The 22,804-nt window shown below is 75.2% G+C and carries 19 protein-coding genes and 1 riboswitch; of the genes, 3 read left to right on the top strand and 16 right to left on the bottom strand.

Translation table 11 applies throughout. The features are described from left to right. Window positions 1-4: 4 nt before the first annotated feature. The gene (locus ACZ5DC_RS21700) at window positions 5-883 is read left to right on the top strand and encodes an SCO1860 family LAETG-anchored protein (protein ID WP_468655025.1); all 879 of its coding nucleotides are present in this window, start codon (window positions 5-7) and stop codon (window positions 881-883) included. 110 nt (window positions 884-993) lie between these two features. Here the strand turns inward: ACZ5DC_RS21700 and cobC are convergent, their stop codons facing one another. The 6 genes from cobC to cobM are packed head-to-tail and all read right to left on the bottom strand — an operon-like array spanning window position 994 to window position 7,314. Beyond that, complete coding sequence (gene cobC / locus ACZ5DC_RS21695) at window positions 994-2,088, bottom strand: Rv2231c family pyridoxal phosphate-dependent protein CobC (RefSeq protein WP_468655023.1); 1,095 nt, start codon at window positions 2,086-2,088, stop codon at window positions 994-996. Next, on the bottom strand, window positions 2,078-3,001 hold the full coding sequence (locus ACZ5DC_RS21690; RefSeq protein ID WP_468655021.1) for a sirohydrochlorin chelatase: 924 nt from the start codon (window positions 2,999-3,001) through the stop codon (window positions 2,078-2,080). Before ACZ5DC_RS21690 ends, cobC begins: the two co-directional genes overlap by 11 nt. Beyond that, window positions 2,998-3,588, bottom strand: a complete 591-nt coding sequence (locus tag ACZ5DC_RS21685; RefSeq protein WP_468655019.1) for a precorrin-8X methylmutase — start codon at window positions 3,586-3,588, stop codon at window positions 2,998-3,000. Before ACZ5DC_RS21685 ends, ACZ5DC_RS21690 begins: the two co-directional genes overlap by 4 nt. Further along, window positions 3,585-5,267 (bottom strand): precorrin-3B C(17)-methyltransferase, encoded by a 1,683-nt coding sequence (cobJ, locus tag ACZ5DC_RS21680; protein ID WP_468655017.1) that lies wholly within the window; start codon window positions 5,265-5,267, stop codon window positions 3,585-3,587. The genes ACZ5DC_RS21685 and cobJ overlap by 4 nt, the downstream gene beginning before the upstream one ends. Next, on the bottom strand, window positions 5,264-6,499 hold the full coding sequence (gene cbiE, locus ACZ5DC_RS21675) for a precorrin-6y C5,15-methyltransferase (decarboxylating) subunit CbiE (protein ID WP_468655015.1): 1,236 nt from the start codon (window positions 6,497-6,499) through the stop codon (window positions 5,264-5,266). Before cbiE ends, cobJ begins: the two co-directional genes overlap by 4 nt. After that, the gene (gene cobM, locus ACZ5DC_RS21670) at window positions 6,496-7,314 is read right to left on the bottom strand and encodes a precorrin-4 C(11)-methyltransferase (RefSeq protein WP_468655013.1); all 819 of its coding nucleotides are present in this window, start codon (window positions 7,312-7,314) and stop codon (window positions 6,496-6,498) included. Before cobM ends, cbiE begins: the two co-directional genes overlap by 4 nt. A gap of 82 nt (window positions 7,315-7,396) precedes the next feature. On the opposite strand from cobM, the gene ACZ5DC_RS21665 reads away from it, so the two are divergent. Beyond that, complete coding sequence (locus ACZ5DC_RS21665; RefSeq protein ID WP_468655011.1) at window positions 7,397-8,125, top strand: ZIP family metal transporter; 729 nt, start codon at window positions 7,397-7,399, stop codon at window positions 8,123-8,125. A gap of 11 nt (window positions 8,126-8,136) precedes the next feature. On the opposite strand, the gene cobI is transcribed toward ACZ5DC_RS21665, so the two are convergent. The 10 genes from cobI to ACZ5DC_RS21615 form a co-directional block, all read right to left on the bottom strand. After that, the gene (gene cobI, locus ACZ5DC_RS21660; RefSeq protein WP_468655009.1) at window positions 8,137-8,868 is read right to left on the bottom strand and encodes a precorrin-2 C(20)-methyltransferase; all 732 of its coding nucleotides are present in this window, start codon (window positions 8,866-8,868) and stop codon (window positions 8,137-8,139) included. Then, a complete protein-coding gene (locus tag ACZ5DC_RS21655) occupies window positions 8,865-10,241 on the bottom strand; it encodes a cobyrinate a,c-diamide synthase (protein WP_468655007.1) in 1,377 nt (458 codons plus the stop codon). Before ACZ5DC_RS21655 ends, cobI begins: the two co-directional genes overlap by 4 nt. Then, window positions 10,235-10,834, bottom strand: coding sequence for a cob(I)yrinic acid a,c-diamide adenosyltransferase (gene cobO, locus ACZ5DC_RS21650; RefSeq protein ID WP_468655005.1), 600 nt, complete (start codon window positions 10,832-10,834; stop codon window positions 10,235-10,237). The genes ACZ5DC_RS21655 and cobO overlap by 7 nt, the downstream gene beginning before the upstream one ends. After that, a complete protein-coding gene (locus ACZ5DC_RS21645; protein ID WP_468655003.1) occupies window positions 10,834-12,831 on the bottom strand; it encodes a putative cobaltochelatase in 1,998 nt (665 codons plus the stop codon). Before ACZ5DC_RS21645 ends, cobO begins: the two co-directional genes overlap by 1 nt. Then, a complete protein-coding gene (gene cobN, locus ACZ5DC_RS21640; protein ID WP_468655001.1) occupies window positions 12,828-16,478 on the bottom strand; it encodes a cobaltochelatase subunit CobN in 3,651 nt (1,216 codons plus the stop codon). Before cobN ends, ACZ5DC_RS21645 begins: the two co-directional genes overlap by 4 nt. Then, complete coding sequence (locus ACZ5DC_RS21635) at window positions 16,475-17,983, bottom strand: cobyric acid synthase (protein WP_468654999.1); 1,509 nt, start codon at window positions 17,981-17,983, stop codon at window positions 16,475-16,477. Before ACZ5DC_RS21635 ends, cobN begins: the two co-directional genes overlap by 4 nt. Then, window positions 17,980-18,924, bottom strand: a complete 945-nt coding sequence (locus ACZ5DC_RS21630) for a cobalamin biosynthesis protein (protein ID WP_468654997.1) — start codon at window positions 18,922-18,924, stop codon at window positions 17,980-17,982. Before ACZ5DC_RS21630 ends, ACZ5DC_RS21635 begins: the two co-directional genes overlap by 4 nt. Window positions 18,925-19,027: 103 nt before the next feature. After that, a riboswitch (cobalamin riboswitch) is annotated at window positions 19,028-19,167 on the bottom strand. A gap of 157 nt (window positions 19,168-19,324) precedes the next feature. Further along, window positions 19,325-19,552 (bottom strand): hypothetical protein, encoded by a 228-nt coding sequence (locus ACZ5DC_RS21625; protein WP_189815421.1) that lies wholly within the window; start codon window positions 19,550-19,552, stop codon window positions 19,325-19,327. Between the two features lie 40 nt (window positions 19,553-19,592). Continuing rightward, window positions 19,593-20,834, bottom strand: a complete 1,242-nt coding sequence (locus ACZ5DC_RS21620; protein ID WP_468654995.1) for an inorganic phosphate transporter — start codon at window positions 20,832-20,834, stop codon at window positions 19,593-19,595. A 144-nt stretch (window positions 20,835-20,978) separates the two neighbouring features. Then, entirely contained in the window at window positions 20,979-21,806 is an 828-nt protein-coding gene (locus tag ACZ5DC_RS21615) for a lysozyme (protein WP_468654993.1), read from the bottom strand. 180 nt (window positions 21,807-21,986) lie between these two features. On the opposite strand from ACZ5DC_RS21615, the gene ACZ5DC_RS21610 reads away from it, so the two are divergent. Further along, on the top strand, window positions 21,987-22,718 hold the full coding sequence (locus ACZ5DC_RS21610; protein WP_468654991.1) for a class II aldolase/adducin family protein: 732 nt from the start codon (window positions 21,987-21,989) through the stop codon (window positions 22,716-22,718). The last annotated feature ends 86 nt before the right edge of the window (window positions 22,719-22,804 follow it).

Genomic DNA, 22,804 nt, shown 5'->3' with positions numbered 1-22,804 from the left:
CGCCGTGAACAGCAACAACTTCCGCATGTCCGCACGCCGTCTCACCGTCCTCGCGACGGCCACGGCCCTCGCCTCGGCGCCCGTGGTCCTGGGGGGCGCGGGCGCCGCGCACGCGACCGGTGCCCACGGTCGCGCCTCCGCCGTCGTCCTGCGCACCGGGCTCGGCGTGTCCCTGCTCGACAAGACCGTGCACGTCCCGCTCGCGGTCTCCCTCAACGAGGTCCAGGCACCGGCGAGCGCCGACCGGACCGCGCTGTCCGCCCGCCTCGACGGCGTGAACGGCGGCAAGCCGTTCACCGTCCTCGGCGCGGACGCCGCCCAGGCCAGGGCCACGGTGACCGCGCGGCGCGCCGAGGGCTCGGTCCGGGTCGCCCACGCCGAGCTGCACGTCCCCGGCCTGCCCCTGCTGTCCCTGATCAAGGCCGACACGATCACCGCCAGGGCGACCTGTGCGGCCGGCGAGGCACCGGTCGCCTCCGCGAACGTCCTCGGCGCCGTCACCGTCCTCGGCAAGCGCGTCACCCTCACCGCAGGCGGACCGACCGAGGTGAAGGTGCCCGGCGTCGGCGAGGTCCGCCTCGACCTGTCCCGGCGGAGCACCACGACCCGTACGGCCGCCGCGACCGCCCTCGAACTCAAGGTCTCCGTCAACCCGTTGAAGCTGAACGTGGCCGACGTCGAGGGCACGGTCACCCTGGCCAAGGCCACCTGCGAGTCCCCGGTGACCCCGCCCGCCGGCCCCCGCCCGCAGGGCGCCCCCGCCGCGGCGGACCTCGCGGAGACCGGCGGCAGCTCGGCGACCCCGTACATCGCGGGCGGCGCACTCGCCCTGCTGCTCGCGGGCGGGGGAGCGGTCGCCGTGGCCCGACGCCGGAAGGGCTGACGGGGGCGGCGGCTGGGGGGAGCGGTCACCTGGCGGTGGCCGGGGGCGGTCACGCCGGCGGCGCGCGTGACCGGTCCCGTCTCGTCCGCGCCGGTCGGTGGCCAGGCTGCTCAGCCGGGCGGCACGGGTGGGTGGGCCGGCGGATCGAGGGCGGACGACAGCGCCCGCAAGAACCCGTTCACGGTCGCACGGTCCCGCACGGCGACCCGCACCCACTCCTGACCGAGCCCCGGGAACGTGTCACCCCGGCGCACCGCGTAACCCAGCTCCCGCAGCCGCCGTCGTACCCCGGCCGCGCCCGGCATGCGGACCAGCACGAACGGCCCCTGCGCCGCCCCCACCACCCGCACCCCGCGAGCGGCGAACGCGGCCAGCCCGGCCACCAGGTGCGCCCGGTCCCCGGCGATGCGGTGTGCCGCGTGCCCCGCCTCCGCCAGCGCCCTCGGCGCCACACACGCCCGCGCGGCCGCCAGCGCCGGTGTCGACACCGGCCACAACGGCTGGGCCCGCTCCAGCTCGGCGATCACCTCGGGCGCGGCCAGCACGTACCCGATGCGCAGCCCGGCCAGCCCCCAGGTCTTGGTGAGGCTGCGCAGCACGACGAGCCCCGGCACACCGGTCCGCCCGGCCAGCGCCTCCCGCTCGCCCGGCACCGCGTCCATGAACGCCTCGTCCACCACCAGCGTCCGCCCCGGCCGGGCGAGCCGGACGACCGCCTCCGCCGGATGCAGCACCGACGTCGGATTCGTGGGGTTGCCGATCACCACCAGGTCGGCGTCCTCCGGCACGGCCGCCGGGTCCAGCCGGAACCCGTCCGCCTCCCGCAGCAGCACCCGGTCCACGGTGTGCCCGGCGTCCCGCAGCGCGGCCTCCGGCTCGGTGAACTGCGGGTGCACGACGACCGGCCGGCGGACCTTCAGCGCACGGGCGAGCAGCACGAACGCCTCCGCCGCGCCCGCTGTCAGCAGCACCCGCTCCACCGGCAGCCCGTGCCGCGCCGCGACCGCCGCCCGCGCGGCCCGCCCGTCCGGATAGGCCGCGAGCGACGACAGCGAGCCGGCGATCTCCTCCCGCAGCCACGCCGGTGGCGTGTCCGCGCGGACGTTGACGGCGAGGTCGACCAACGCGGCCCCGTCGTCCCGCACCTCCGCGTCCCCGTGGTGCCGCAGGTCGTGCCCGGACCCGCCGGTCGCTTCAGTGCGCATGGCTGTGCGAGTGCCCCCCGTGAGGGTGGTGCCCGTGCCCGTGCCCGTGGTGGTGGTCGTCGTCGTCCGGGTGGAAGTGCGGCTGCTGCGGCAGCCCCACCTTGTCCTCGAAGCCCGGCAGCGCGATCCGGTACACGCACGAGTCGCAGTTCATGCGCAGATCGCCCTTGACGGCCTCCTCGTACCGCTCCATCACCAGGTCCAGCAGCTCCGGCTCGGGCCCGATGACGTCGGCCGAGCGCACCTCGGTCCCCGGGTGCGCGGCGGCCCACTCCTCGGTCTGCCGGCGCACCCGGTCCGGCAGGATGCCGGTGAACAGGAAGTAGGGGAGCACGACGATCCTCCGCGCCCCCAGTGCCGCGCACCGGTCCAGCCCGCTCGGCACGTCCGGCGCCGCGAGCGACACGAACGCCGTCTCCACCCCGGCGTACCCCCGGCCCTCCCACAGCAGCCGCGCCGCCTTGAACACCTCGGCGTTGGCGTCGGGGTCGGTGGAGCCGCGCCCGACCAGCAGCACGGTCGCCTCCGAGCGGTCCGTGCCGCCCAGCGCCTCGTCCAGCCGCCGCTCCAGCACGCCCAGCAGCGCCGGGTGCGGGCCCAGCGGACGGCCGTAGGTGTACGAGATGCCCGGGTGCCGCTCCTTCTCACGGGCCAGCGCCGCCGGGATGTCACCCTTGGCGTGCCCGGCGGACACCAGCATCAGCGGCACGGCGGCGAACCGGCGTACGCCCTGTTCGACCAGCTCGGTGACGGCCTCGCCCAGCGGCGGCGGGGACAGCTCGATGAAGCCGCCGGCGACGGGCAGCCCGGGGTGGCGGCGCCCCAGCTCCCGGACGAAGGCGCGGAACGCCTCGGCGCCGGCGTCGTCACGGGTGCCGTGGCCGGCGATGAGCAGGGCGGGCGGGGTGGTCACGCGTTCTCCTCAGAGTGTGCGGCGGGGTGGTACAGCAGGGCGTTGAGCGCGGCGGACGCGACCGCCGACCCGCCCTTCTCGGACACGTTGCTCACGGCGGGCAGCCCGCTCATCCGCAACGCGGCCTTGGACTCGACCGCGCCGACGAAGCCGACGGGCAGGCCGATGACGAGTGCCGGGGCGGCGTCCAGGGTCAGCAGCTCCTCCAGCGCGGTCGGCGCGTTGCCGATCACCCAGAGGGCGCCGGGACCGACCTGCTCGTACGCGAGCCGGATCGCGTGCGCCGACCGGGTCAGACCCGGCCCGGCCACCGCGTCCCTCAGCCGGCAGACGGTCTCGCGCCGGGTGATCCCGGCGGCCACCATCTCGACGTCCACGACCACCGGCGCCCCGGCGTGCAGCGCCGCGTGCGCGGCCACCAGCTCACCCTCGTCCATGACGAGGTCGTTCGCGTACTCCAGGTCGGCGGCGGAGTGGATGACCCGCTCCACCACCGCCCGGGTCAGCGGCGGGAAGTGCGAGGTGTCCAGGCGGGCGCGCAGCCGCCGGTAGGACTCCTGCTCGATCGGGTGGACGACGCGGTTCACTTCGGGTCCTCCTGCCAGCGGTAGCCGCGCGGCGTCACCATGCGCCCGGCGATGTTCCGGGTCGCGGTGTTGCCCACCGTCACGACCGTCATCATGTCGACCGTCGCGGGGTCGAGCGCGCCCAGCGTGGTGACCCGGCCGGACTCGTCGGGGCGGGAGGCGTTGCGGACGACGCCCACCGGAGTGCCGGCGTCCCGGTGCTCGCCGAGGATGCCCAGCGCCTTCGGCAGCTGCCAGTCGCGGCCCCGGGAGCGCGGGTTGTAGAAGGTGACGACGAGGTCCGACTCGGCCGCCGCGCGCACCCGGCGCTCGATGACCTCCCAGGGCGTGTGCAGGTCGGACAGGCTGATGGACACGTGGTCGTGGCCCAGCGGCGCGCCCAGGATCGCCCCGGCGGCCAGCGCGGCCGTCACCCCGGGCACCCCGACCACCTCGATGTCGTCCGAGGCCTCGGCGAGCGCCGGGGAGGCCATGGCGTACACGCCCGCGTCCCCGCTGCCGATCAGCGCCACCGCGTGCCCCTCGCGGGCCTGCGCGACCGCCGTCCGGGCCCGCTCCTCCTCCGCGCCGAGCCCCGACTCCAGCACCCGGGTGCCGGGCCGCAGCAGATCGCGGATCTGGTCCACGTACTGGTCGAGCCCGACCAGCACCGACGCCCGCCGCAGCTCGGCCGCCGCGCGCGGGGTGAGCAGGTCCCGGGCGCCCGGCCCGAGGCCGACGACCGCGAGCCGCCCGCGCCCCGGGCGCCGTACGACCGCACAGGTCGCCATCGCCGGCCGCGCGTCCGACTTCCGCTTGGGGACGAGGAGTTCACCGCCCCGGACCAGGGCGGCGGCCTCCGCGACCGACGGGGTGCCGACGGCCGCGAGGGGCGCCTCGGACGGGTTGGGCACCTCGACCGCCGCCAGTTCCCCGGCGGAGTACGTCACGAGGGGCACCCCGAGCCGTTCGGCGGCGGCCACGAGGCCCGGCTCCCCGGCCTTGGCGTCCACGGTGGCCAGCTCGGCGACCGACCGCGGCGACAGGCCCGCCTCCCGCAGCGCCTCCTCGACCAGACCGAGGACCTCCTCGGCCGGGGCGCCCTTCGACGCGCCGACCCCGACCACCAGCGACGGCGGCCTGAGCAGCACCTCCCGCTCGCCCGCCGCGACGGCCCGGTCGGTCACCCGGATCGTGTACGCACCCTCGGGCGCGACCGGCAGCGGCGGCAGCGGCCACGCCACCTCCGCCTCCAGCGCGACCGGTTCGCCGTCCAGCAGCGCCCGGGAGACCGCGGCGACCGCCCCCTCGTACGGCAGCCCGAGCATGTCCAGGCCCGGCAGCCCGGCGGCGTCCGTGGCGGTCGTCACCACCGGCTCGGCGCCCAGCACCGCACCCACCTCGCGGGCGAGCGCGTTGGCGCCGCCGCCGTGCCCGCCGAGCAGCGCCACCGCGAACCGGCCGCCCTCGTCCACGCACACCACACCCGGGTCGGCCGCCTTGCCGGCGAGCAGTGGCGCGAGCAGCCGCACCACTGCTCCGGTCGCCAGGAAGCACACCAGCTGCTCGCACTCCGCGAACGCGGCCCGTACGGCCTCCCCGACGGGACCCTCGTAGGCGCGCGTGCGCCCCGGCCAGGCCGCGGCCAGCCGGTCCCGCGCCGCCGCCCCCGCCGCGGTGGCGGAAATCAGGCCGATCACTGGACTACTCCTTCACTAGACACCGGGGTTCTCACGCCCCACAGCAGGAACACAGGATTGGTGGCGGCGAGCCGGGTGACGTCCCCCGGCAGCGGCGCGAGACGCGAGGACTGCAACAGCACCCCGTCGCAGGTGAACCCGGCCTCCGCCAGCGCCTGCCGGGCCGCCGGCACCCGGTCCAGCGCGGCCATGGCGACGACGACCGTCCGCCGGGCCCGCCGCGCGCACGCGCCCACCACGGCGGGCAGCTCCCGGCCCCCGCCGCCGACGAACACCGCGTCGGGATCGCCGGCCAGCCCCGCCAGGGCGTCCGGCGCCGAGCCGTGCACCACGTCCACGCCGACGCCGTGGGCCTCCGCGTTGGCACGGATGCGCGCCACCCCGTCCGGGGTCTTCTCCACGGCGACGACGGCGGCGCCGAGCCGCGCGCACTCCACCGCGACTGAGCCCGACCCGGCGCCCACGTCCCACACCAGGTCGCCCAGGCGCGGCCCCAGCCGGGCCAGGGCCAGCGCCCGCACCTCGAACTTGGTGATCATCGAGTCCCGGTGCGTGAAGGCGTCCTCCTCCAGGGCCCACCGGTCCGGCGCGCCGGGCACCCCGGCCACCGTCCGCACCGCGCCGAGCGCCCGCGCCCGGTCCAGGCACAGCACCACGCTCACCGCCGTGCCCCAGTCCCGCGCCGCCGCCTCGGCGGCCGTCACCCGCTCCACGCGCTCCCGCTGCGGATCGCCGAGCGCGCTCGCCACGACCAGGGTCCGGTCACCGGGGAGCGCGGCCCCCAGCTCGGCCGGACCGGCGCCCGGCCCGGTCAGCACGGCCACCTTCGGCCGCGCCCGGCACACGTTCACCGCCGTCCGCAGGTCCCGGCCGTGCGCGCTGACCACGACCGCGTCGTCCCAGGGCAGCCCGATCCGGGCGAAGGCGGCGGCCACGGAGGACACCCCCGGCCGCACGTCCAGCAGACCGGACCCGAACCGCTCGGCCAGCGCCCGCACGATCCCGAAGAACCCCGGGTCACCGGACGCCAGCACGACCACCGGCAGCTCCTTGCCGACGTACCCGGCGATGGTGTCCAGCGCGGGCGCCAGCGGACCGAGCACCACCCGCCGCGCCCCCTCGGGCAGCCGTACGGCGTCCAGGTGCCGCCGCCCGCCGACGACCAGCGCGGCACCGGCGAGGACGTCCGCGGGCACCGGCGCCCCGGTCCCCGCACCGACGACGGTGATCAATTCTTCGCCCGCTGCTCGCGCAGCGCCCGCCGCGCCTCGGGGTCGGCCTTGCGGTAGCCGTGGAAGTGCCCCGGGTGGTACAGGTGCGAACGCGTCCCGTGCGCGTCCAGCGCCGGGCCGACCAGGAACAGCGTGTGCTTCCAGAGCCGGTGCTCCTTGACGGTCTCCTCCAGCGTGCCGATCGTGCACTTCACGACCAGTTCCTCCGGCCAGGTCGCCTGGTACGCGATCACCACCGGGGTGCTCGTCGGGTAGCCGCCCTCCAGCAGCTCCCGCACCAGCTGCCCGCTGCGCGCCGCCGACAGGAAGATCGCCATGGTGGTGCCGTGGCGGGCGAACTCGCGGACCTCCTCGCCGGGCGGCATCGGCGTCTTGCCCCCGCCCAGCCGGGTCAGCACCACGGACTGCGCGACCTCGGGAATCGTCAGCTCGCGCCGGGCCAGCGCGGCCACGGCGGAGAAGGAGGACACGCCCGGCACGACCTCGGTCGCGATGCCGATCTCCTGGCAGCGGTCCAGCTGCTCCTGCGTGCCGCCCCACAGGGCCGGGTCGCCGGAGTGGATCCGGGCCACCCGGAGTCCCTCCTCGAACGCGCGTCGGTACACCGCGACGACGTCCTCCAGCGACATGGTCGCCGAGTCCAGGATCTCGGCGTCCTCGCGGGCGTGTTCGAGGACCTCCGCCTGGACCAGGCTCGCGGCCCAGATCACGACGTCGGCCTCGGCGATGGCTCGCGCGGCGCGGAACGTCAGCAGGTCGGCGGCGCCGGGGCCGGCACCGACGAAGGTCACCTTGCCGGTGGGGGCATCGGCCATGGGAATCGGTCCTCTCCTACGAGTACTGCGGTGGTGGCTGTCGGACGTGCGGGAAGGCGGGTCGATCCGATAGCAAGGCCCTATGGCGGTCTTCGTCGCGCTCGGCGCGTTCCTGATGACGCTGGCCGGCGGCTGGACGGCACAGCGCGTGACCGACCGCCGCCATCTGGTGCTGGGCCTGGCCGGCGGGCTGATGCTGGGCGTGGTCTGCCTGGACCTGCTGCCGGAGGCACTGCGGGCGGCGGGCACCGAGGTCCACGGCGTCCCGGCCGCGCTCCTGCTGTTCCTGGCCGGCTTCCTCCTCGCCCATCTGGTGGAACGCCTGCTGGCGGCCCGCCGCGCCTCGCACGGAGCGGACGAACACCGCCACAGGGCCCCCGAGGTGGGCCTGACGGCGGCCGCGGCGATGGTGGGCCACAGCCTGATGGACGGCGTGGCGATCGGCGCGTCGTTCCAGGTGGGCGACGGGATGGGCACCGCGGTCGCGCTCGCCGTCATCGCCCACGACTTCGCGGACGGCTTCAACACCTTCACCCTCGCCAGCCTGTACGGCAACGCCCGCCGCAAGGCCCTGGCCATGCTCTTCGCGGACGCGGTCGCCCCCGTCGCCGGAGCCGCCGCGTCCACGTTCCTGACCGTCCCGGCGGGCGTCCTCGGCGGCTATCTCGGCCTGTTCGGCGGCGCACTGCTGTACCTCGCCGCGGCGGAGATCCTCCCCGAGGCCCACCACGAGCACCCCGCCCGCTCCACCCTGCTGTGCACGGTCGCGGGCGCGGCCTTCATCTGGCTGGTGGTGGGCGTCACCGGGTGACCCGGGCCGTGTCACAGCTTTCCGCCCCGGCCGCCGTCCCGGCGCGGCGGCGCGATCAGCGTCGACAGGTACGGCAGGGGCGTCCCGTCCAGCTCGGCGGCCGGCCGCACCGACTCCTCCGGCAGGCCCAGCGCCGAGCCCCACACCGCGTCCCCGAGCCGCCCGGTCTCCCGCAGCGCCTGCGCGACCTCGGCGGCCTGCCGCCCGAACTTGTACGCCACGACCGTCCCCGGCCCCGCCAGCGCCTCCTTCAGCACCGCCGACCCGGCCGTCACCGGCACGAGGGTCAGCGGCTCGGTGCCCTCGGTCAGCACGGCCCCCGAGCGCGCCGCGAGATCCTGCATGGCGGTGATCCCGGGCACCGTCTCCACGGTGACACCCGGCACCAGCTCGGCGATGGTCTGCGCGAGATACGTGAACGTCGAGTACACGTTCGGGTCGCCGATGGTGGCGAACGCGACGGACCCGTGCCGGGCGAGCAGCTCGGCGACCCGGGCGCCGGCCGCGTCCCAGGCCGCCTCCCGCCGCGCCCGGTCGGTCCGCTCGTTCAGCGCGAACACCACCCGGACGACCTTGTCCGCGGCCACGTAGTGCAGCACCGTCGCCTCGGCCCGCCCCCGCTCCCCGGTGTCCAGGACCGGTACGACGACGACCTCGGCGGCCCGCAGCGCGTTGACCCCCTTCACGGTCACCAGCTCCGGATCACCGGGACCGACCCCGACCCCGACCAGCCTGCTGCTCATGACGTCCGGCACCTCTCCACGAACCGACGGGCGACACCGGGCTCGGACGCCCAGTGCGTGTGCAGGTAACTCGCGTGCACGCCCTGCTGTACGAAACCTTCGACCCGCCGGACCGGGGCCCGTACGCCCCAGGCGGGAGCGGCGCCGGCGCCCGGCTCGACGGCGGTGCGGTGGAACTCGTGGCCCCGCATCCGCGTCCCGGCCGCCGCCAGCGCACTGTCGCCGACGGCCACGGCGTCCCGGTAGCCGAGGGTCAGCCGGTCGGTCATCCGCGCGGTGGCGTCGAGCACCCCGCACAGGGGCTGCCCGTCCAGCTCGCGGCACAGATAGAGGAGCCCGGCGCATTCGGCGGCCACGGGGGCGCCGGAGGACGCGAGGTCCGCGACGGCCTTGCGCAGGGGCTCGTTGGCGGACAGCTCGGCGGCGTACACCTCGGGGAAGCCGCCCCCGATGACCAGCCCGGCGGTCGCCTCGGGCAGCCGCTCGTCCCGCAGCGGGTCGAAGGTGACCACCTCGGCTCCGGCGGCGGCGAGCAGCTCGGTGTGCTCGGCGTAGGAGAAGGTGAAGGCGGGACCGCCGGCGACGGCGACGACAGGGGCTCGCTTCCCGGCGGGCCGAGCCGGGTGGTGGGCGGGCGAGGCGGGGGTCCAGGGGACGGAGCCCCCTGGGAGGGCACCGGCAGTACGGGCGAGTGCCTCCAGCGCGGCCAGGTCACACCCCTGGGTCACCTGCGCGGCCATGGCCTGGACGGCGTCCACCGCCGCAGCCCGCCGCTCGGCGACCGGCACCAGTCCGAGGTGCCGGGAGGGCGTGTCCACCTGAGCGGCCCGCCGCAAGGCGCCCAGCACCGGCACACCCGACGAGTCCAGCGCCTCCCGCAGGAGGGACTCGTGCCGGTCGGAGGCGACCTTGTTCAGGATCACGCCCCCGACCCGCACCTCCGGGTCCCAGGACGCGAACCCGTGCACCAGCGCCGCTACCGACCGCGACTGCGAGGACGCGTCCACGACGAGCACCACCGGCGCCCGCAGCAGCTTGGCGATGTGCGCGGTGGACGCCAGCTCACCCTCGCCGGCGGCCCCGTCGTACAGCCCCATCACGCCCTCGACCACCGCCAGGTCGCACCCCCGCGCCCCGTGCAGGAACAGCGGAGCGATCAGCTCCGGCCCGCACAGGTACGCGTCGAGGTTGCGCCCCGGCCGTCCGGTCGCGAGGGCGTGGTACCCGGGGTCGATGTAGTCCGGTCCGACCTTGTGCGGGGACACGGCGAGCCCCCGCGCGGCGAACGCGGCCATCAGCCCCGTGGCGACGGTGGTCTTGCCGCTACCCGAGGAGGGCGCGGCGATGACCAGCCGGGGGACGGGCGTCACCACTCGATGCCCTTCTGGCCCTTCTGCCCCACGTCCATGGGGTGCTTGACCTTGGACATGTCGGTGACGAGGTCGGCGAAGTCCACCAGCTTCTCCGGCGCGTTCCGTCCGGTGATCACCACGTGCTGGGTGCCGGGACGGCCGCGCAGCACGTCGACGACCTCGTCGGTGTCGACCCAGCCCCAGTGCATCGGGTACGCGAACTCGTCGAGCACGTACAGCCGGTACGTCTCGGCCGCCAGGTCCCGCTTGACCTGCTCCCAGCCCTCGCGGGTCTTCTCCTCGTTGTCCATCTGCGCGTCGCGCTGGACCCACGACCAGCCCTCGCCCATCTTGTGCCAGTCGACGCTCCCGCCCTCGCCGGAGGCGCCGAGCACCCTGAGCGCGTTCTCCTCGCCGACCTTCCACTTCGCCGACTTGACGAACTGGAACACCCCGATGGGCCACCCCTGGTTCCAGGCGCGCAGCGCGAGCCCGAACGCGGCGGTGGACTTGCCCTTGCCGACGCCCGTGTGCACGACGACCAGCGGACGGTTCCGCCGCTGACGGGTCGTCAGACCGTCGTCCGGTACGACACTCGGCTGTCCCTGCGGCATTACGCGGCCCTCCTCGGCGTTCCCTGCACATCCCTGACCAGCCCGGCGATCGAGTCGGCCCGCAGCTCGTCCAGCGTGACGGCCGTACCGCCCAGCTCACCGGCCAGCTGTCCGGCGAGCCCGAGCCGCACCGGCCCCGACTCGCAGTCCACGACCACGGAGGCGACCTGCTCGGCCGCGAACAGCCGCGCCGCCCGCCCCGCGAGGGCGACCGGCTCGGGGCCGCCGGTGGCCCGCCCGTCGGTCACCACGACCACCAGCGCCCGGCGCGCCGGGTCCCGCAGCCGCTCCACCCGCAGCACCTCGTGCGCCTTGAGCAGCCCCGCGGCGAGCGGCGTACGTCCCCCGGTCGGCAGCGACTCCAGCCGCGCGGCGGCGGCGTCGACGGAGGACGTCGGCGGCAGCGCGACCTCGGCGCCCGAGCCCCGGAACGTCACCAGGCCCACCTTGTCCCGCCGCTGGTAGGCGTCGAGCAGCAGCGACAGCACGGCGCCCTTCACGGCGCTCATCCGCTGCCGCGCCGCCATCGACCCCGAGGCGTCCACGACGAACAGCACGAGGTTGCCCTCGCGTCCCTCACGGACCGCCTGCCGCAGATCGTCCCGCCGTACGACCAGTCCCGGCCCGGACCTGCCCCGCGCCCGCTGATGCGGCGCGGCGGCCCGCACGGTCGCCGCCAGATGCAGCTTGGTCAGTGCCCCCCGGGGCCGCCGGGCCCCGGTGGTCCGCCCGTGCTCGGTCCGCGCCCGCGACCGCCGCCCGGCGGCACCCTCGCCGACGCCGGGGACGGTCAGCGCCTTGGCCCGGAAGGGTTCCGCGGCCCGTACGGCCGACTGCTCCCGCCCGCCGGACGCCTGCGGCTGCCCGTCCTCACCGGCCTCGGGCCGCGCGTCACCGGCGCCGTCGCCCCGCGGACCGCTGTCGGGCGCCGGCTGCCCGCCGCCCCCACCGGGGCCGTCGGGGCCGGGATCGTCGTCGGGGGACTCGCCGGAGGACTGCTCCAGCGTCTCGTCCAGCTTGTCCTCGTCCAGGCCCGGCGCGTCGAACGGGTTGCGCCGCCTGCGGTGCGGGAGCGCCAGCAGCGCGGCCTGCCGCACGTCCTCGGCGAGCACATCGGTCCGCCCGGCCCACGCGGCCAGCGCGGTCGCCGTACGGGCCATCACGATGTCGGCGCGCATGCCGTCCACCTCGAAGGCCGCGCAGGTCGCCGCGATCTGCCGCAGCGCCCCGTCGCCCAGCCGCACTTGCGGCAGCAGTTCCCGCGCCGCCGCGATCCGCTGCCGTACGGCGGCCTCCTCGCCGGCCCAGCGCGCGGCGAAGGCGGCCGGATCGTCGTCGTACGCCAGCCGGCGCCGGACGACCTCCACCCGCTGCTCCGGCTCCCGTGAGGCGGCCACCTCCACGGTCAGCCCGAACCGGTCCAGCAACTGCGGGCGCAGCTCGCCCTCTTCGGGGTTCATGGTGCCGACGAGCAGGAACCGGGCCGCGTGCCGCACGGACACACCCTCGCGCTCCACGTACGAGGCGCCCATCGCCGCCGCGTCCAGCAGCAGGTCGACCAGGTGGTCGTGGAGCAGGTTCACCTCGTCGACGTAGAGGATGCCCCGGTGCGCCTCGGCCAGCAGGCCCGGCTCGAAGGCCTTCACGCCCTCGGCCAGCGCCCGCTCGATGTCGAGGGCGCCGACGAGCCGGTCCTCGGAGGCGCCGACGGGCAGCTCGACCATCCGCGCGGGGCGCCCGGCGCCGTCACCGGACTCGTGCGGTCCGTCCGGGCAGCCGGGGTCGGGGGAGGCCGGGTCGCACGAGAACCGGCACCCGGGGACGACGGCCACCTCCGGCAGCAGCGCCGACAGCGCCCGTACCGCCGTGGACTTCGCGGTGCCCTTCTCGCCGCGCACCAGCACACCGCCGACCGCCGGCGACACGGCGTTCAGCAGCAGCGCGAGCCGCAGGTCGTCCTGGCCGACGACGGCCGTAAAGGGGAACGGGGTGGTCACTGGTCGCCCTCCAAGTCGCCTTCAAGCTCCAGATAGGTGGCGCGCAGCCGCTCCAGCGTGTCCGCGTCCGGCTCCGCCCACAGGCCGCGGTCCGCCGCCTCCAGCAGCCGCTCGGTGATCCCGCGCAGCGCCCACGGGTTGGACTTCTTCATGAAGTCCCGGTTCTCCGGGTCGAAGACGTACTCGGCGCTGAGCTTCTCGTACATCCAGTCGTCGACCACGCCCGCCGTCGCGTCGTAGCCGAAGAGGTAGTCCACGGTCGCCGCCATCTCGAAGGCGCCCTTGTAACCGTGCCGGCGCATGGCCGCCATCCAGCGCGGGTTGACCACCCGCGCCCGGAACACCCGGTGCGTCTCCTCGCCCAGAGTCCGCGTCCTCACCTGGTCCGGCACGGCCGAATCGCCCACGTACGCCTCGGGGTTGGCGCCCGTCAGGTGCCGGACCATGGCGACCATGCCGCCGTGGTACTGGAAGTAGTCGTCCGCGTCGACCAGGTCGTGCTCACGCGTGTCGACGTTCTTCGCCGCCACCGCGATCCGCCGGAACGCCGTCTCCATGTCCCCGCGCGCCGCCCGCCCGTCGAGCCCGCGCCCGTAGGCGTAGCCGCCCCAGACGGCGTACACCTCGGCCAGGTCGGCGTCACTGCGCCAGTTCCGGGCGTCGATCAGCGGCAGCAGACCCGCGCCGTACGCCCCCGGCTTCGAGCCGAAGACGCGGGCCGTGGCCCGGCGCCGGTCGCCGTGCCCGGCGGTGTCCTCCTCCACGTGCGCCCGCACGTAGTTGGACTCGGCCGGCTCCGCCAGCTCCGCCACCGCCCGCACCGCGTCGTCGATCATCCCGACCACGTGCGGGAACGCGTCCCGGAAGAACCCGGAGATGCGGACCGTGACGTCGATGCGCGGGCGCCCCAGCTCGGCGAGCGGAACCACCTCGAAGCCGGTCACCCGGCGCGAGGCGTCGTCCCACACCGGGCGGCAGCCCAGCAGCGCCAGGATCTCGGCGATGTCGTCGCCCTGGGTGCGCATCGCGGACGTGCCCCACACCGTGAGGCCCACCGACCGGGGGTACTCCCCGGTGTCGCTCAGGTACCGCTGCACCAGCGAGTCCGCCAGTGACTGGCCGACCTCCCAGCTCAGCCGGGACGGGATCGCCTTGGGGTCGACCGAGTAGAAGTTGCGGCCCGTCGGCAGGACGTTGACCAGGCCCCGGGTCGGTGAGCCCGACGGGCCCGCCGGGACGTAACCGCCGTCCAGGGCCCGCAGGATGTGCCCGATCTCGTCGGTGGTGCGCGCCAGCCGGGGCACGACCTCGTCGCACGCGAACTCCAGCACGGCGAGCGCGTCGGGGAGTTCGGCGCCGAGCACGCCCCGCAGGACGGCGGGGACGACCGTACGGTCCCACGCCCGCGCCTCCATGCCCTCCGCGATCCGCCGGCACAGCTGCTCCAGCAGGTCGACGGCGTCGGCGCCGGTCCGGGACGGGCCCTCCACCAGGTCCGTCAGCTCCACCGGCACCTTCACCGGGGCGCCCGGCTCGGCCAGCAGCTCCTTCTCCACCAGCCCGAAGTGCGCCGCCAGCGCGGCCCGCAGACCGGGCAGCGCGTTCGCCCGGCCGCCCCACACCTGGGAGGCGCGCAGCACGGCCAGCACCAGGTTCACCCGCGGCTCGCCGACCGGGCCGCCGCCGAGGATGTGCAGGCCGTCGCGGATCTGCACGTCTTTGATCTCGCACAGGTAGCCGTCGATGTGCATGACGAACTCGTCGAACGCCTCGTCGTCGGGCTGCTCGTCGACGTGCAGGTCGTGGTGCAGCTCCGCCGCCTTGACCAGGGTCCAGATCTGCGCGCGGACGGCCGGCGCCTTCGCCGGGTCCAGGTCGGAGACGAGCGCGTACTCGTCCAGCAGCTGCTCCAGCTTGGCCAGGTCGCCGTAGGTGTCCGCGCGGGCCATCGGCGGCACCAGGTGGTCGACCACCGTGGCGTGCCCGCGCCGCTTGGCCTGGGTGCCCTCGCCGGGGTCGTTCACGATGAACGGGTAGATCAGCGGCAGGTCGCCGAGGACGGCGTCCGGCGCGCACCCGGCGCTCAGCCCCAGGCCCTTGCCCGGCAGCCACTCCATCGTGCCGTGCTTGCCCATGTGCACGATCGCGTCCGCGCCGAACGAGTTCTCCAGCCACCGGTACGCCGCCAGGTAGTGGTGGGAGGGCGGCATGTCGGGGTCGTGGTAGATCGCGATCGGGTTCTCGCCGAAGCCGCGCGGCGGCTGGATCATCACGACGACGTTCCCGAACCGGAGGGAGGCGAGCACGATGTCGTCGCCGTCGACGTAGAGGCCGCCCGGCGGCTCCCCCCATGCCTCGGTCATCGCGTCCCGCAGCCCGGGGTCCAGCTTCTCGAACCACGCGCGGTAGTCGGCCAGCGGCACCCGCGCGGGCGCCGCCGCCAGCTGCTCCTCGGTCAGCCACTCCACGTCGTGACCGCCGGCCTCGATGAGCCGGTGGATCAACTCGTCGCCGCCGGCCGGGTACTCCGTGACCCCGTACCCGGCGTCCCGCAGCGCGTCCAGCACCCGGACCGCCGACGCCGGCGTGTCCAGGCCGACCGCGTTGCCGACCCGGGAGTGCTTGGTCGGGTACGCCGTGAAGACTAGCGCGATCCTCTTCTCCGCGTTCGGCTTGTGCTTCAGCCGGGCGTGCCGGAGGGCGATCCCGGCCACGCGGGCGGCCCGCTCGGGGTCGGCGACGTACACCGGCACCTCGTCGGGGCCCTGCTCCTTGAACGAGAACGGCACCGTGATCAGCCGGCCGTCGAACTCCGGGATCGCCACCTGCATCGCCGCGTCCATGGGGGACAGGGCCGCGTCGGACTCCTCCCACGCGGCCCGCGAGGAGGTGAGGCACAGCCCTTGCAGCACCGGCACGTCCAGGTCGGCCAGCGCGCCGATGTCCCAGGACTCCTCGTCACCGCCCGCCGACGCCTGGGAGGCGTGCGTGCCGCCGGCCGCGAGCACCGTGGCGACCAGCGCGTCGGCCCGCCCCAGCAGCTCGTACAGGGCCGGGTCCGCCCCGCGCAGCGAACCGCAGTACACCGGGAGGGCGTTGGCGCCGCGCGCCTCGATCGCCTCGCACAGGGTGTCCACGAAGGCGGTGTTGCCGCTCAGTTCGTGCGCCCGGTAGAACAGCACGCCCACGGTCGGCCGGCCGTCCTGGACCTCGTACCCGCCGTGCACGCCGAACTCCGGCATCCGGCGCGGCTCCTCGAAGCCCTCGCCGGTCAGCAGCACGGTGTCCGACAGGAACCGGGACAGCTCCAGCAGGTTCGCCGGGCCGCCCTCGACCAGGTACCTCAGCGCCTCCGCGACCACACCGGCCGGCACCGACGACTCCGCCATCAGCTCCGCGTCCGGCACGGCCTCGCCGCCCAGCAGCACGGTCGGGACGCCGGACGCCTTCAGCGCGGCCAGCCCGTCCTCCCAGGCCCGCTTGCCGCCCAGCAGCCGGACGACGGCGAGGTCCGCGCCCTCGATCAGACCGGGCAGCTCCCCGGCGACGTCGACGCGGGTGGGGTTGCCGATGCGGTAGCCCGCGCCGGACGCCCGGGCGGCCAGCAGATCCGTGTCGGCGGTCGACAACAACAACACTGTGCTCATGCGGGCGCTCCCGGTGGAATGAAAGGCAGTCCTTGCGGCGCGCCCGACTCGATGAGCCGCCACAGCGCGTCGGTGTCCGCGTGGTGTTCGATCAGGTCGCCGAGCCGGTCGAGCTGCTCCTCGCGCAGCGCGGCGAAGGAGGTGTCCGGTGCGGGCACGAAGCGGCGGCCCGCGGCGGCGGCCACCTCGCGCAGGAAGGCCCGCCGGAAGCCGTCCGACTCCAGCGAGCCGTGCCAGTGGGTGCCCCAGGTCTGGCCGACCCGGCAGCCGTCGAGGAAGGGTTCGCCGCCCTCGACGGTGGCCACCCCGTGGTGGATCTCGTAGCCGTCGACCCGCTCGCCGAGGGCTTCGCCGCTGGGCCGGGTGAGGGTCTTCTCGCGGGCGAACCGCACCCGGACGGGCAGGACGCCGAGCCCGTCGACATGCCCGCGCCGGCTCTCGACGTCGTCCTCGATGTGCTCGCCGAGGATCTGGAAGCCGCCGCAGACGCCGAGCACGGGGCGTCCTTCGGCGGCCCGGCGGGCGAGCGCGTCCGCCAGCCCCCGCTCCCGCAGCCACTCCAGCGCCCGCACGGTCCCGCGCGTGCCCGGGACGACGACGAGATCGGCGTCGGCGAGCTCCTCCGGGCGGTCCACGAACCGCACGACCACACCCGGTTCGGCGGCCAGCGCGTCGACGTCGGTGAAGTTGGACATCAGCGGGACCGCGCACACGGCGACCCGCAGCACGTCCTCGCCGACGGGGGGCGTCACGGCGGACTCGCGGACCGTGCCCCGCAGCGACACCCTCAGTCCGTCCTCCTCGTCGATGCCGAGCCCGTGCCGGAAGGGCAGCACGCCGTACGTCCGCCGCCCGGTGAGGTCCCGGAGCATGTCCAGCCCGGGCTCCAGCAGGCCGACGTCGCCCCGGAACTTGTTCACCAGGAACCCGGCGACCAGCTCCTGGTCCTCGGGGGAGAGCAGGGCGACGGTGCCGAAGAAGGAGGCGAACACGCCCCCGCGGTCGATGTCGCCGACGACGAGCACGGGCAGCCGCGCGTTCCGCGCGATCCCCATGTTGACGATGTCGGTCCGCCGCAGGTTGATCTCGGCGGGACTGCCCGCCCCCTCACAGATCACCGCGTCATACGTGCCCCGCAGTTCGGCCAGGCAGTCCAGCACCGTGCCCAGCAGCCGCTGCTGGCGCCCGCCGTGGTACCCGCGCGCGCTCAGCTCGCCCACCGGCCTGCCCAGCAGCACCACCTGGCTGCTCTGCTCGCCGCCGGGCTTGAGCAGCACCGGGTTCATCAGCGCGGTCGGCTCGACGCGGCAGGCCTGGGCCTGCATGGCCTGCGCCCGGCCGATCTCCGCGCCCTCGCGCGTGACGAACGAGTTCAGGGACATGTTCTGCGCCTTGAACGGCGCGACCTTCACGCCCTGGCGCACCAGCCAGCGGCAGATGCCCGCCGTCACGACGCTCTTGCCCGCGTCGGAGGTGGTGCCGGCGACGAGGAGACCACCGCTCACTTGCCACGTCCTTTCAGCAGGGCGCGCGCGGCCAGCGTGGTGCCGAGCGCGAGCAGACCGACGCGGCGGGAGAGCCGCACGGCCCGGTCGATGTCGGTGACGCGGACCGGCCGTCCGGTGGCGCCGTTCAGCACCGGGCGGTGTTCGACCCGGCCGCCGTAGGAGAGCGTGCCGCCCAGGCGGACGCCGAGGGCGCCCGCGAAAGAGGCCTCCACGGGCCCGGCGTTGGGGCTCGGGTGCCTGCGCGCGTCGGCCCTCCAGGCGCGCAGGGCGCCGCGCGGATCGGGTCCGGCCGCTGCGGCGAGCACGGCGGTCAGCCGGGCGCCCGGCCAGCCGGCGACGTCGTCCAGACGGGCGGAGGCCCAGCCGTAGCGCCGGTGGCGGGGCGACCTGTGACCCACCATCGCGTCCAGGGTGTTGACCGCCCGGAAGCCGAGCAGCCCCGGCACCCCGGCCACGGCGCCCCAGACGAGCGCGCCGACCACGGCGTCGGAGGTGTTCTCGGCGACCGACTCGACCACGGCCCGCGCGATGCCGTCGGCGTCCAGGGCCTGCGGGTCCCGGCCGCACAGGTGCGGCAGCCGGGCCCGGGCCGCCTCGACGTCCCCGGCCTCCAGGGCGCGCCCGATGGCGCGGGCCTCCCGGGCGAGCGAGGTGCCGCCGACGACGGCCCAGGTGGCGGTGGCGGTCAGCGCGGCGGAAGCGGTACGGCAGGGGCGTGCGGCGCGTGCGGCCAGCGCGCCGAGGGCGACGGCGCCGCCGGCGCACACGGCGGTGTGCAGGGCGCCCCAGCCACGGTGGTCGTGCCACAGGGCGCGTTCCACGGTCCCGGCCGCCCGGCCGAACACGGCGACCGGGTGCCCGCGGCGCGGGTCGCCGAGGAGCAGGTCACCGAGGACGCCGGCGGCGGCACCGTACGCGTATGTGCGATCGGCACCCATCGGCTCAGCCGGCGGTGGGAACAGGAACGGTCCTGGTACGGGTCCTCGATCGGCAGCCGAGCATGGCGATATGTGTCCTCACTCAGGGTGTCCGCGCCCTGGTTCGACGTGAATCGGCGGTGAGAGTTCCTGGCTCCCGGGGGTTCTTCCCGGTGACAGTGGCGGGACCGCGCCGGATTCGCACCGGCTTCCTCTCTTGCCGCCGTACATGGCCTGGGCAGTCCACCACGCGCCCGGAACGGCCGTCAACTTGCCTTTGACCTGGGACGCCGGACTGTGCTGAGGCCCACACCGCCGCTCCGCCGGACGGCGGCCGGAAGTCCGGTGCGACGGCATGCGAAGGCCCCGCCGGTCCCGCCGAGGCGGTGGCCCGGCGGGGCCGATGCGGGGTTCCGGACCGTCAGGGCTTGACGACGATCAGGTAGATCCCGTACGCCACCGCCGCCGCGCAGGCCGCGAAGCACACGTAGGCGCCGGTGACGGCGAGGGCGGCGGACCCGCCCCGGGCCGCGGCCTTCTCACGGCGCGACAGGCCGTTGATGCCGAGGGTGAACAGGACCACCAGGCCCACCGTGAACGCGAGGCTGACACCGAAGACGGAGCCGAGGGCCGCCCAGTCGATCTTCATGGGGATGCTTCCTTCAGTAACCGTGTGCGCGGGGCCGGGGTCAGACCGCGGCGGCCGGCGGGGCGGCGGGGGCGGGCTCGGTGGCCGGAGCGGGGATGGTGGCCGTCAGGTCCCCGGCGACCACGCCCGCCGGGGGCGGGATCACGGCGGCGATGGCGGCGGTGACCACACCGGCCGGCTCGGTCTCCTCGACCACGTTGGTGTGGTCGACGACCTCGCGGCGGGAGAGCTTCCAGATGGCGGCGCTCGCGGCGACCAGGAAGACGGCGACGACGGCGGTGCCCCAGTCGCCCAGGCCGGTGACGGACTCGGCGCCCGCGCCGACCAGCGCGGCGGCGGGGAGGGTCAGCACCCAGGCGACGGCCATGCGGGTCGCGGTGGACCAGCGGACCACACCGCCCTTGCGGCCGAGGCCCGCGCCCATCACCGAGCCGGAGACGACGTGCGTGGTGGAGAGGGAGAAGCCGAGGTGGGAGGAGGCCAGGATGGCGGTCGCGGCGCTGGTCTGGGCGGCGAAGCCCTGGCGCGGCTCCAGGTCGGTCAGGCCCTTGCCCATGGTGCGGATGATGCGCCAGCCGCCGATGTAGGTGCCGAGCGCGATGGCCATGCCCGCGGAGAGGATCACCCAGGTGGGAGGGTTGGAGCCGGGGGCGATGGAGCCGCCCGCGACGAGGGCGAGGGTGATGATGCCCATCGTCTTCTGGGCGTCGTTGGTGCCGTGCGCGAGGGAGACCAGGCCGGCGGAGGCGATCTGGCCGGCGCGGTAGCCCTTGCGGGTGGCCTCGCCGTCGGCGGTGCCGCCGACGCCGTAGGAGAACCGGGTGGCCAGCAGCGAGGCGAGGCCCGCGACGACCGGCGCGGCGACGGCCGGGAGCAGCACCTTGGTGACCAGGACCTCACCGTGGACGGCGCCGAAGCCGGCGGAGGCGACGGTGGCGCCGACCAGGCCGCCCATCAGGGCGTGCGAGGAGCTGGAGGGCAGGCCCACCAGCCAGGTCAGCAGGTTCCAGAGGATCGCGCCGACCAGGGCGGCGAAGATGACCTCGGGACGGATGCCGGTCTCGTCGACGAGACCCTTGGAGATCGTGTTGGCGACCTCCACGGAGAGGAAGGCGCCCACGAGGTTGAGGACGGCGGACATGGCGACCGCGATCTTCGGCTTCAGGGCGCCTGTGGAGATGGTGGTGGCCATCGCGTTCGCGGTGTCGTGGAAACCGTTCGTGAAATCGAACGCGAGTGCGGTTACCACCACAATCGCGAGGATCAGCGAGAAGCTTTCCATTTACCCAGGCAATCGTTCGAGGTCATTGGCTGGTCGAACGTAGGCAACCTGGGTGAACGGAAGATGAACTGAGGCGGGCGTGGGGGTGTCAGTAACGCGCGTACGAGGTTCCGCTTCGCGCCGCCGGCCCCAGGCGCGCCTTGGCTAGTGGCCGCGCGCGAAGATCCGCAGCCGGCTCAGGGAGCCGTCGAAGAGATCCTGGTCACCCGGCAGCCTGCCCTTGACGGCGTGCTGCCAGAACGTCCAGTACCGCCAGCCGCCGGGCAGCGCGCCCGGCTGTGAGGTGCCGTGGCGGGCGATCCACAGGGCGTGCGAGGAGGAGAAGGCGCGGCTGTTCCCGGTGCACAGCTTCCACCACTGGGTGGTGGTGTAGATCACCGGACGGCGGCCGGTCCGCTCCTTGACCTCGTCGCTGAACGACCGGATCCAGCGGACCATCCGGGCCTTGCCCACCCCGTAGCACTTGTGCTTCGCGTCGTACGGGTTGTACTCGATGTCCAGCGCGGGCGGCAGCGTCCAGCCGTCCGCCCGCCAGCCGCCGCCGTGCCGCACGAAGTACGCGGCCTGCTCGGCGCCGGAGGACCGGTCCGGCCGGGCGAAGTGGTAGGCGCCCCGGATCAGGCCGGCCGCGCGGGCGCCCGAGTACTGCCCGGAGAAGTAGGGGTTGCGGTAGCCCGTGGACTCGGTCGCCTTGACGTAGACGAACCGCGCGCCCCTCGCCCGGGCGGCCGCCCAGTCGACCCCCCTCTGGTGGGACGACACGTCGTGGCCCCTGGGCAGGGACCCGGACCGGAGCGGCAGCGCGGGCAGCCCCGGCAGCGCGCCCGCGGCCGGGGACGCGGCGGTCTCCGGGCCGCCGGGCGGCACCAGCGGTCCGGCGGAGGCGGTCGCGGCGGTCGAGAGGGCGAGGACCGCCGTGGCCGCCGTGAGGACACCGGTGCGGCGGCGGACAGGGGTGCGTTCACGGGCCATGCGTCTCCCCCGGGGGTGGACGTCCAGTCGGCAAGAGGGATCATTGAAGGCCCGCTGATCACCGCGTCCGCGCCGATTCATGGCGTTTCGGCGCGATGTCCGCCCGTTCGGCCGTATCGTTTCAGCGCGGCTCCGGCCGCCCCGGACGCTCCGCGCCGGTCCGGCTGACAGGATCACGGCATGGCTGACACGCTGCGGAACACGGACGACGGGCACCAGGGCGGCCGGCAGGACGGCGGGCGACCGGACGGGGCGCGGGAGCAGGCGCGTCCGGACGAGGCGCGGCTCTGGGCGGAACTGGTCGCGACCGCACGCCGGACGGTCGCCGACGGACTGGTGGTCGGCACCTCCGGCAACGTCTCCGCCCGCCTCGGGGACCTCGTCCTGGTCACCCCGTCGGGAGTCCCCTACGACCGGCTCGCCCCCGACGACATCACCGGTGTCGACCTCACCGGACGCCAGGTGCTCGGCACGCTCGCGCCGACCAGCGAGCTGCCCATGCACCTCGCCGTCTACCGCACCACCGACGCCCGCGCCGTCGTCCACACCCACGCCGTGCACGCCACCGCGGTCTCCACGCTCGTGCCCGAGCTGCCGCCGGTCCACTACATGACCGCCGCCCTCGGCGGCCCCGTGCGGGTCGCCCCCTACGCCGCCTACGGCACCGGCGAACTGGCCGGGAACATGCTCCGCGCCCTCACCGGCCGCTCCGGCTGCCTCCTGCAGAACCACGGCACGATCACCTACGGCGCCACCCTCGGCCAGGCCTACGACCGCACCGCCCAGCTGGAGTGGATGTGCCGGCTGTGGCTCACGGCGTCCTCCGTGCCGGGCCTGACCCCCTCCCTGCTGACGGAGGCACAAGTGGCCGAAGCCGGGGAACGCTTGAAGGGGTACGGCCAACGGAGGTGACCCCTTGCTGTCCTCGACGCGCCGCGACGGCGCCCAGCCACGACGTCCGCACCCGGCGCTACCGCGCCCGCCCGCACCGCGACGGT

This window comes from Streptomyces sp. NPDC031445, from assembly GCF_055581365.1.
This window is presented reverse-complemented; position numbering and strand designations above follow the sequence as displayed.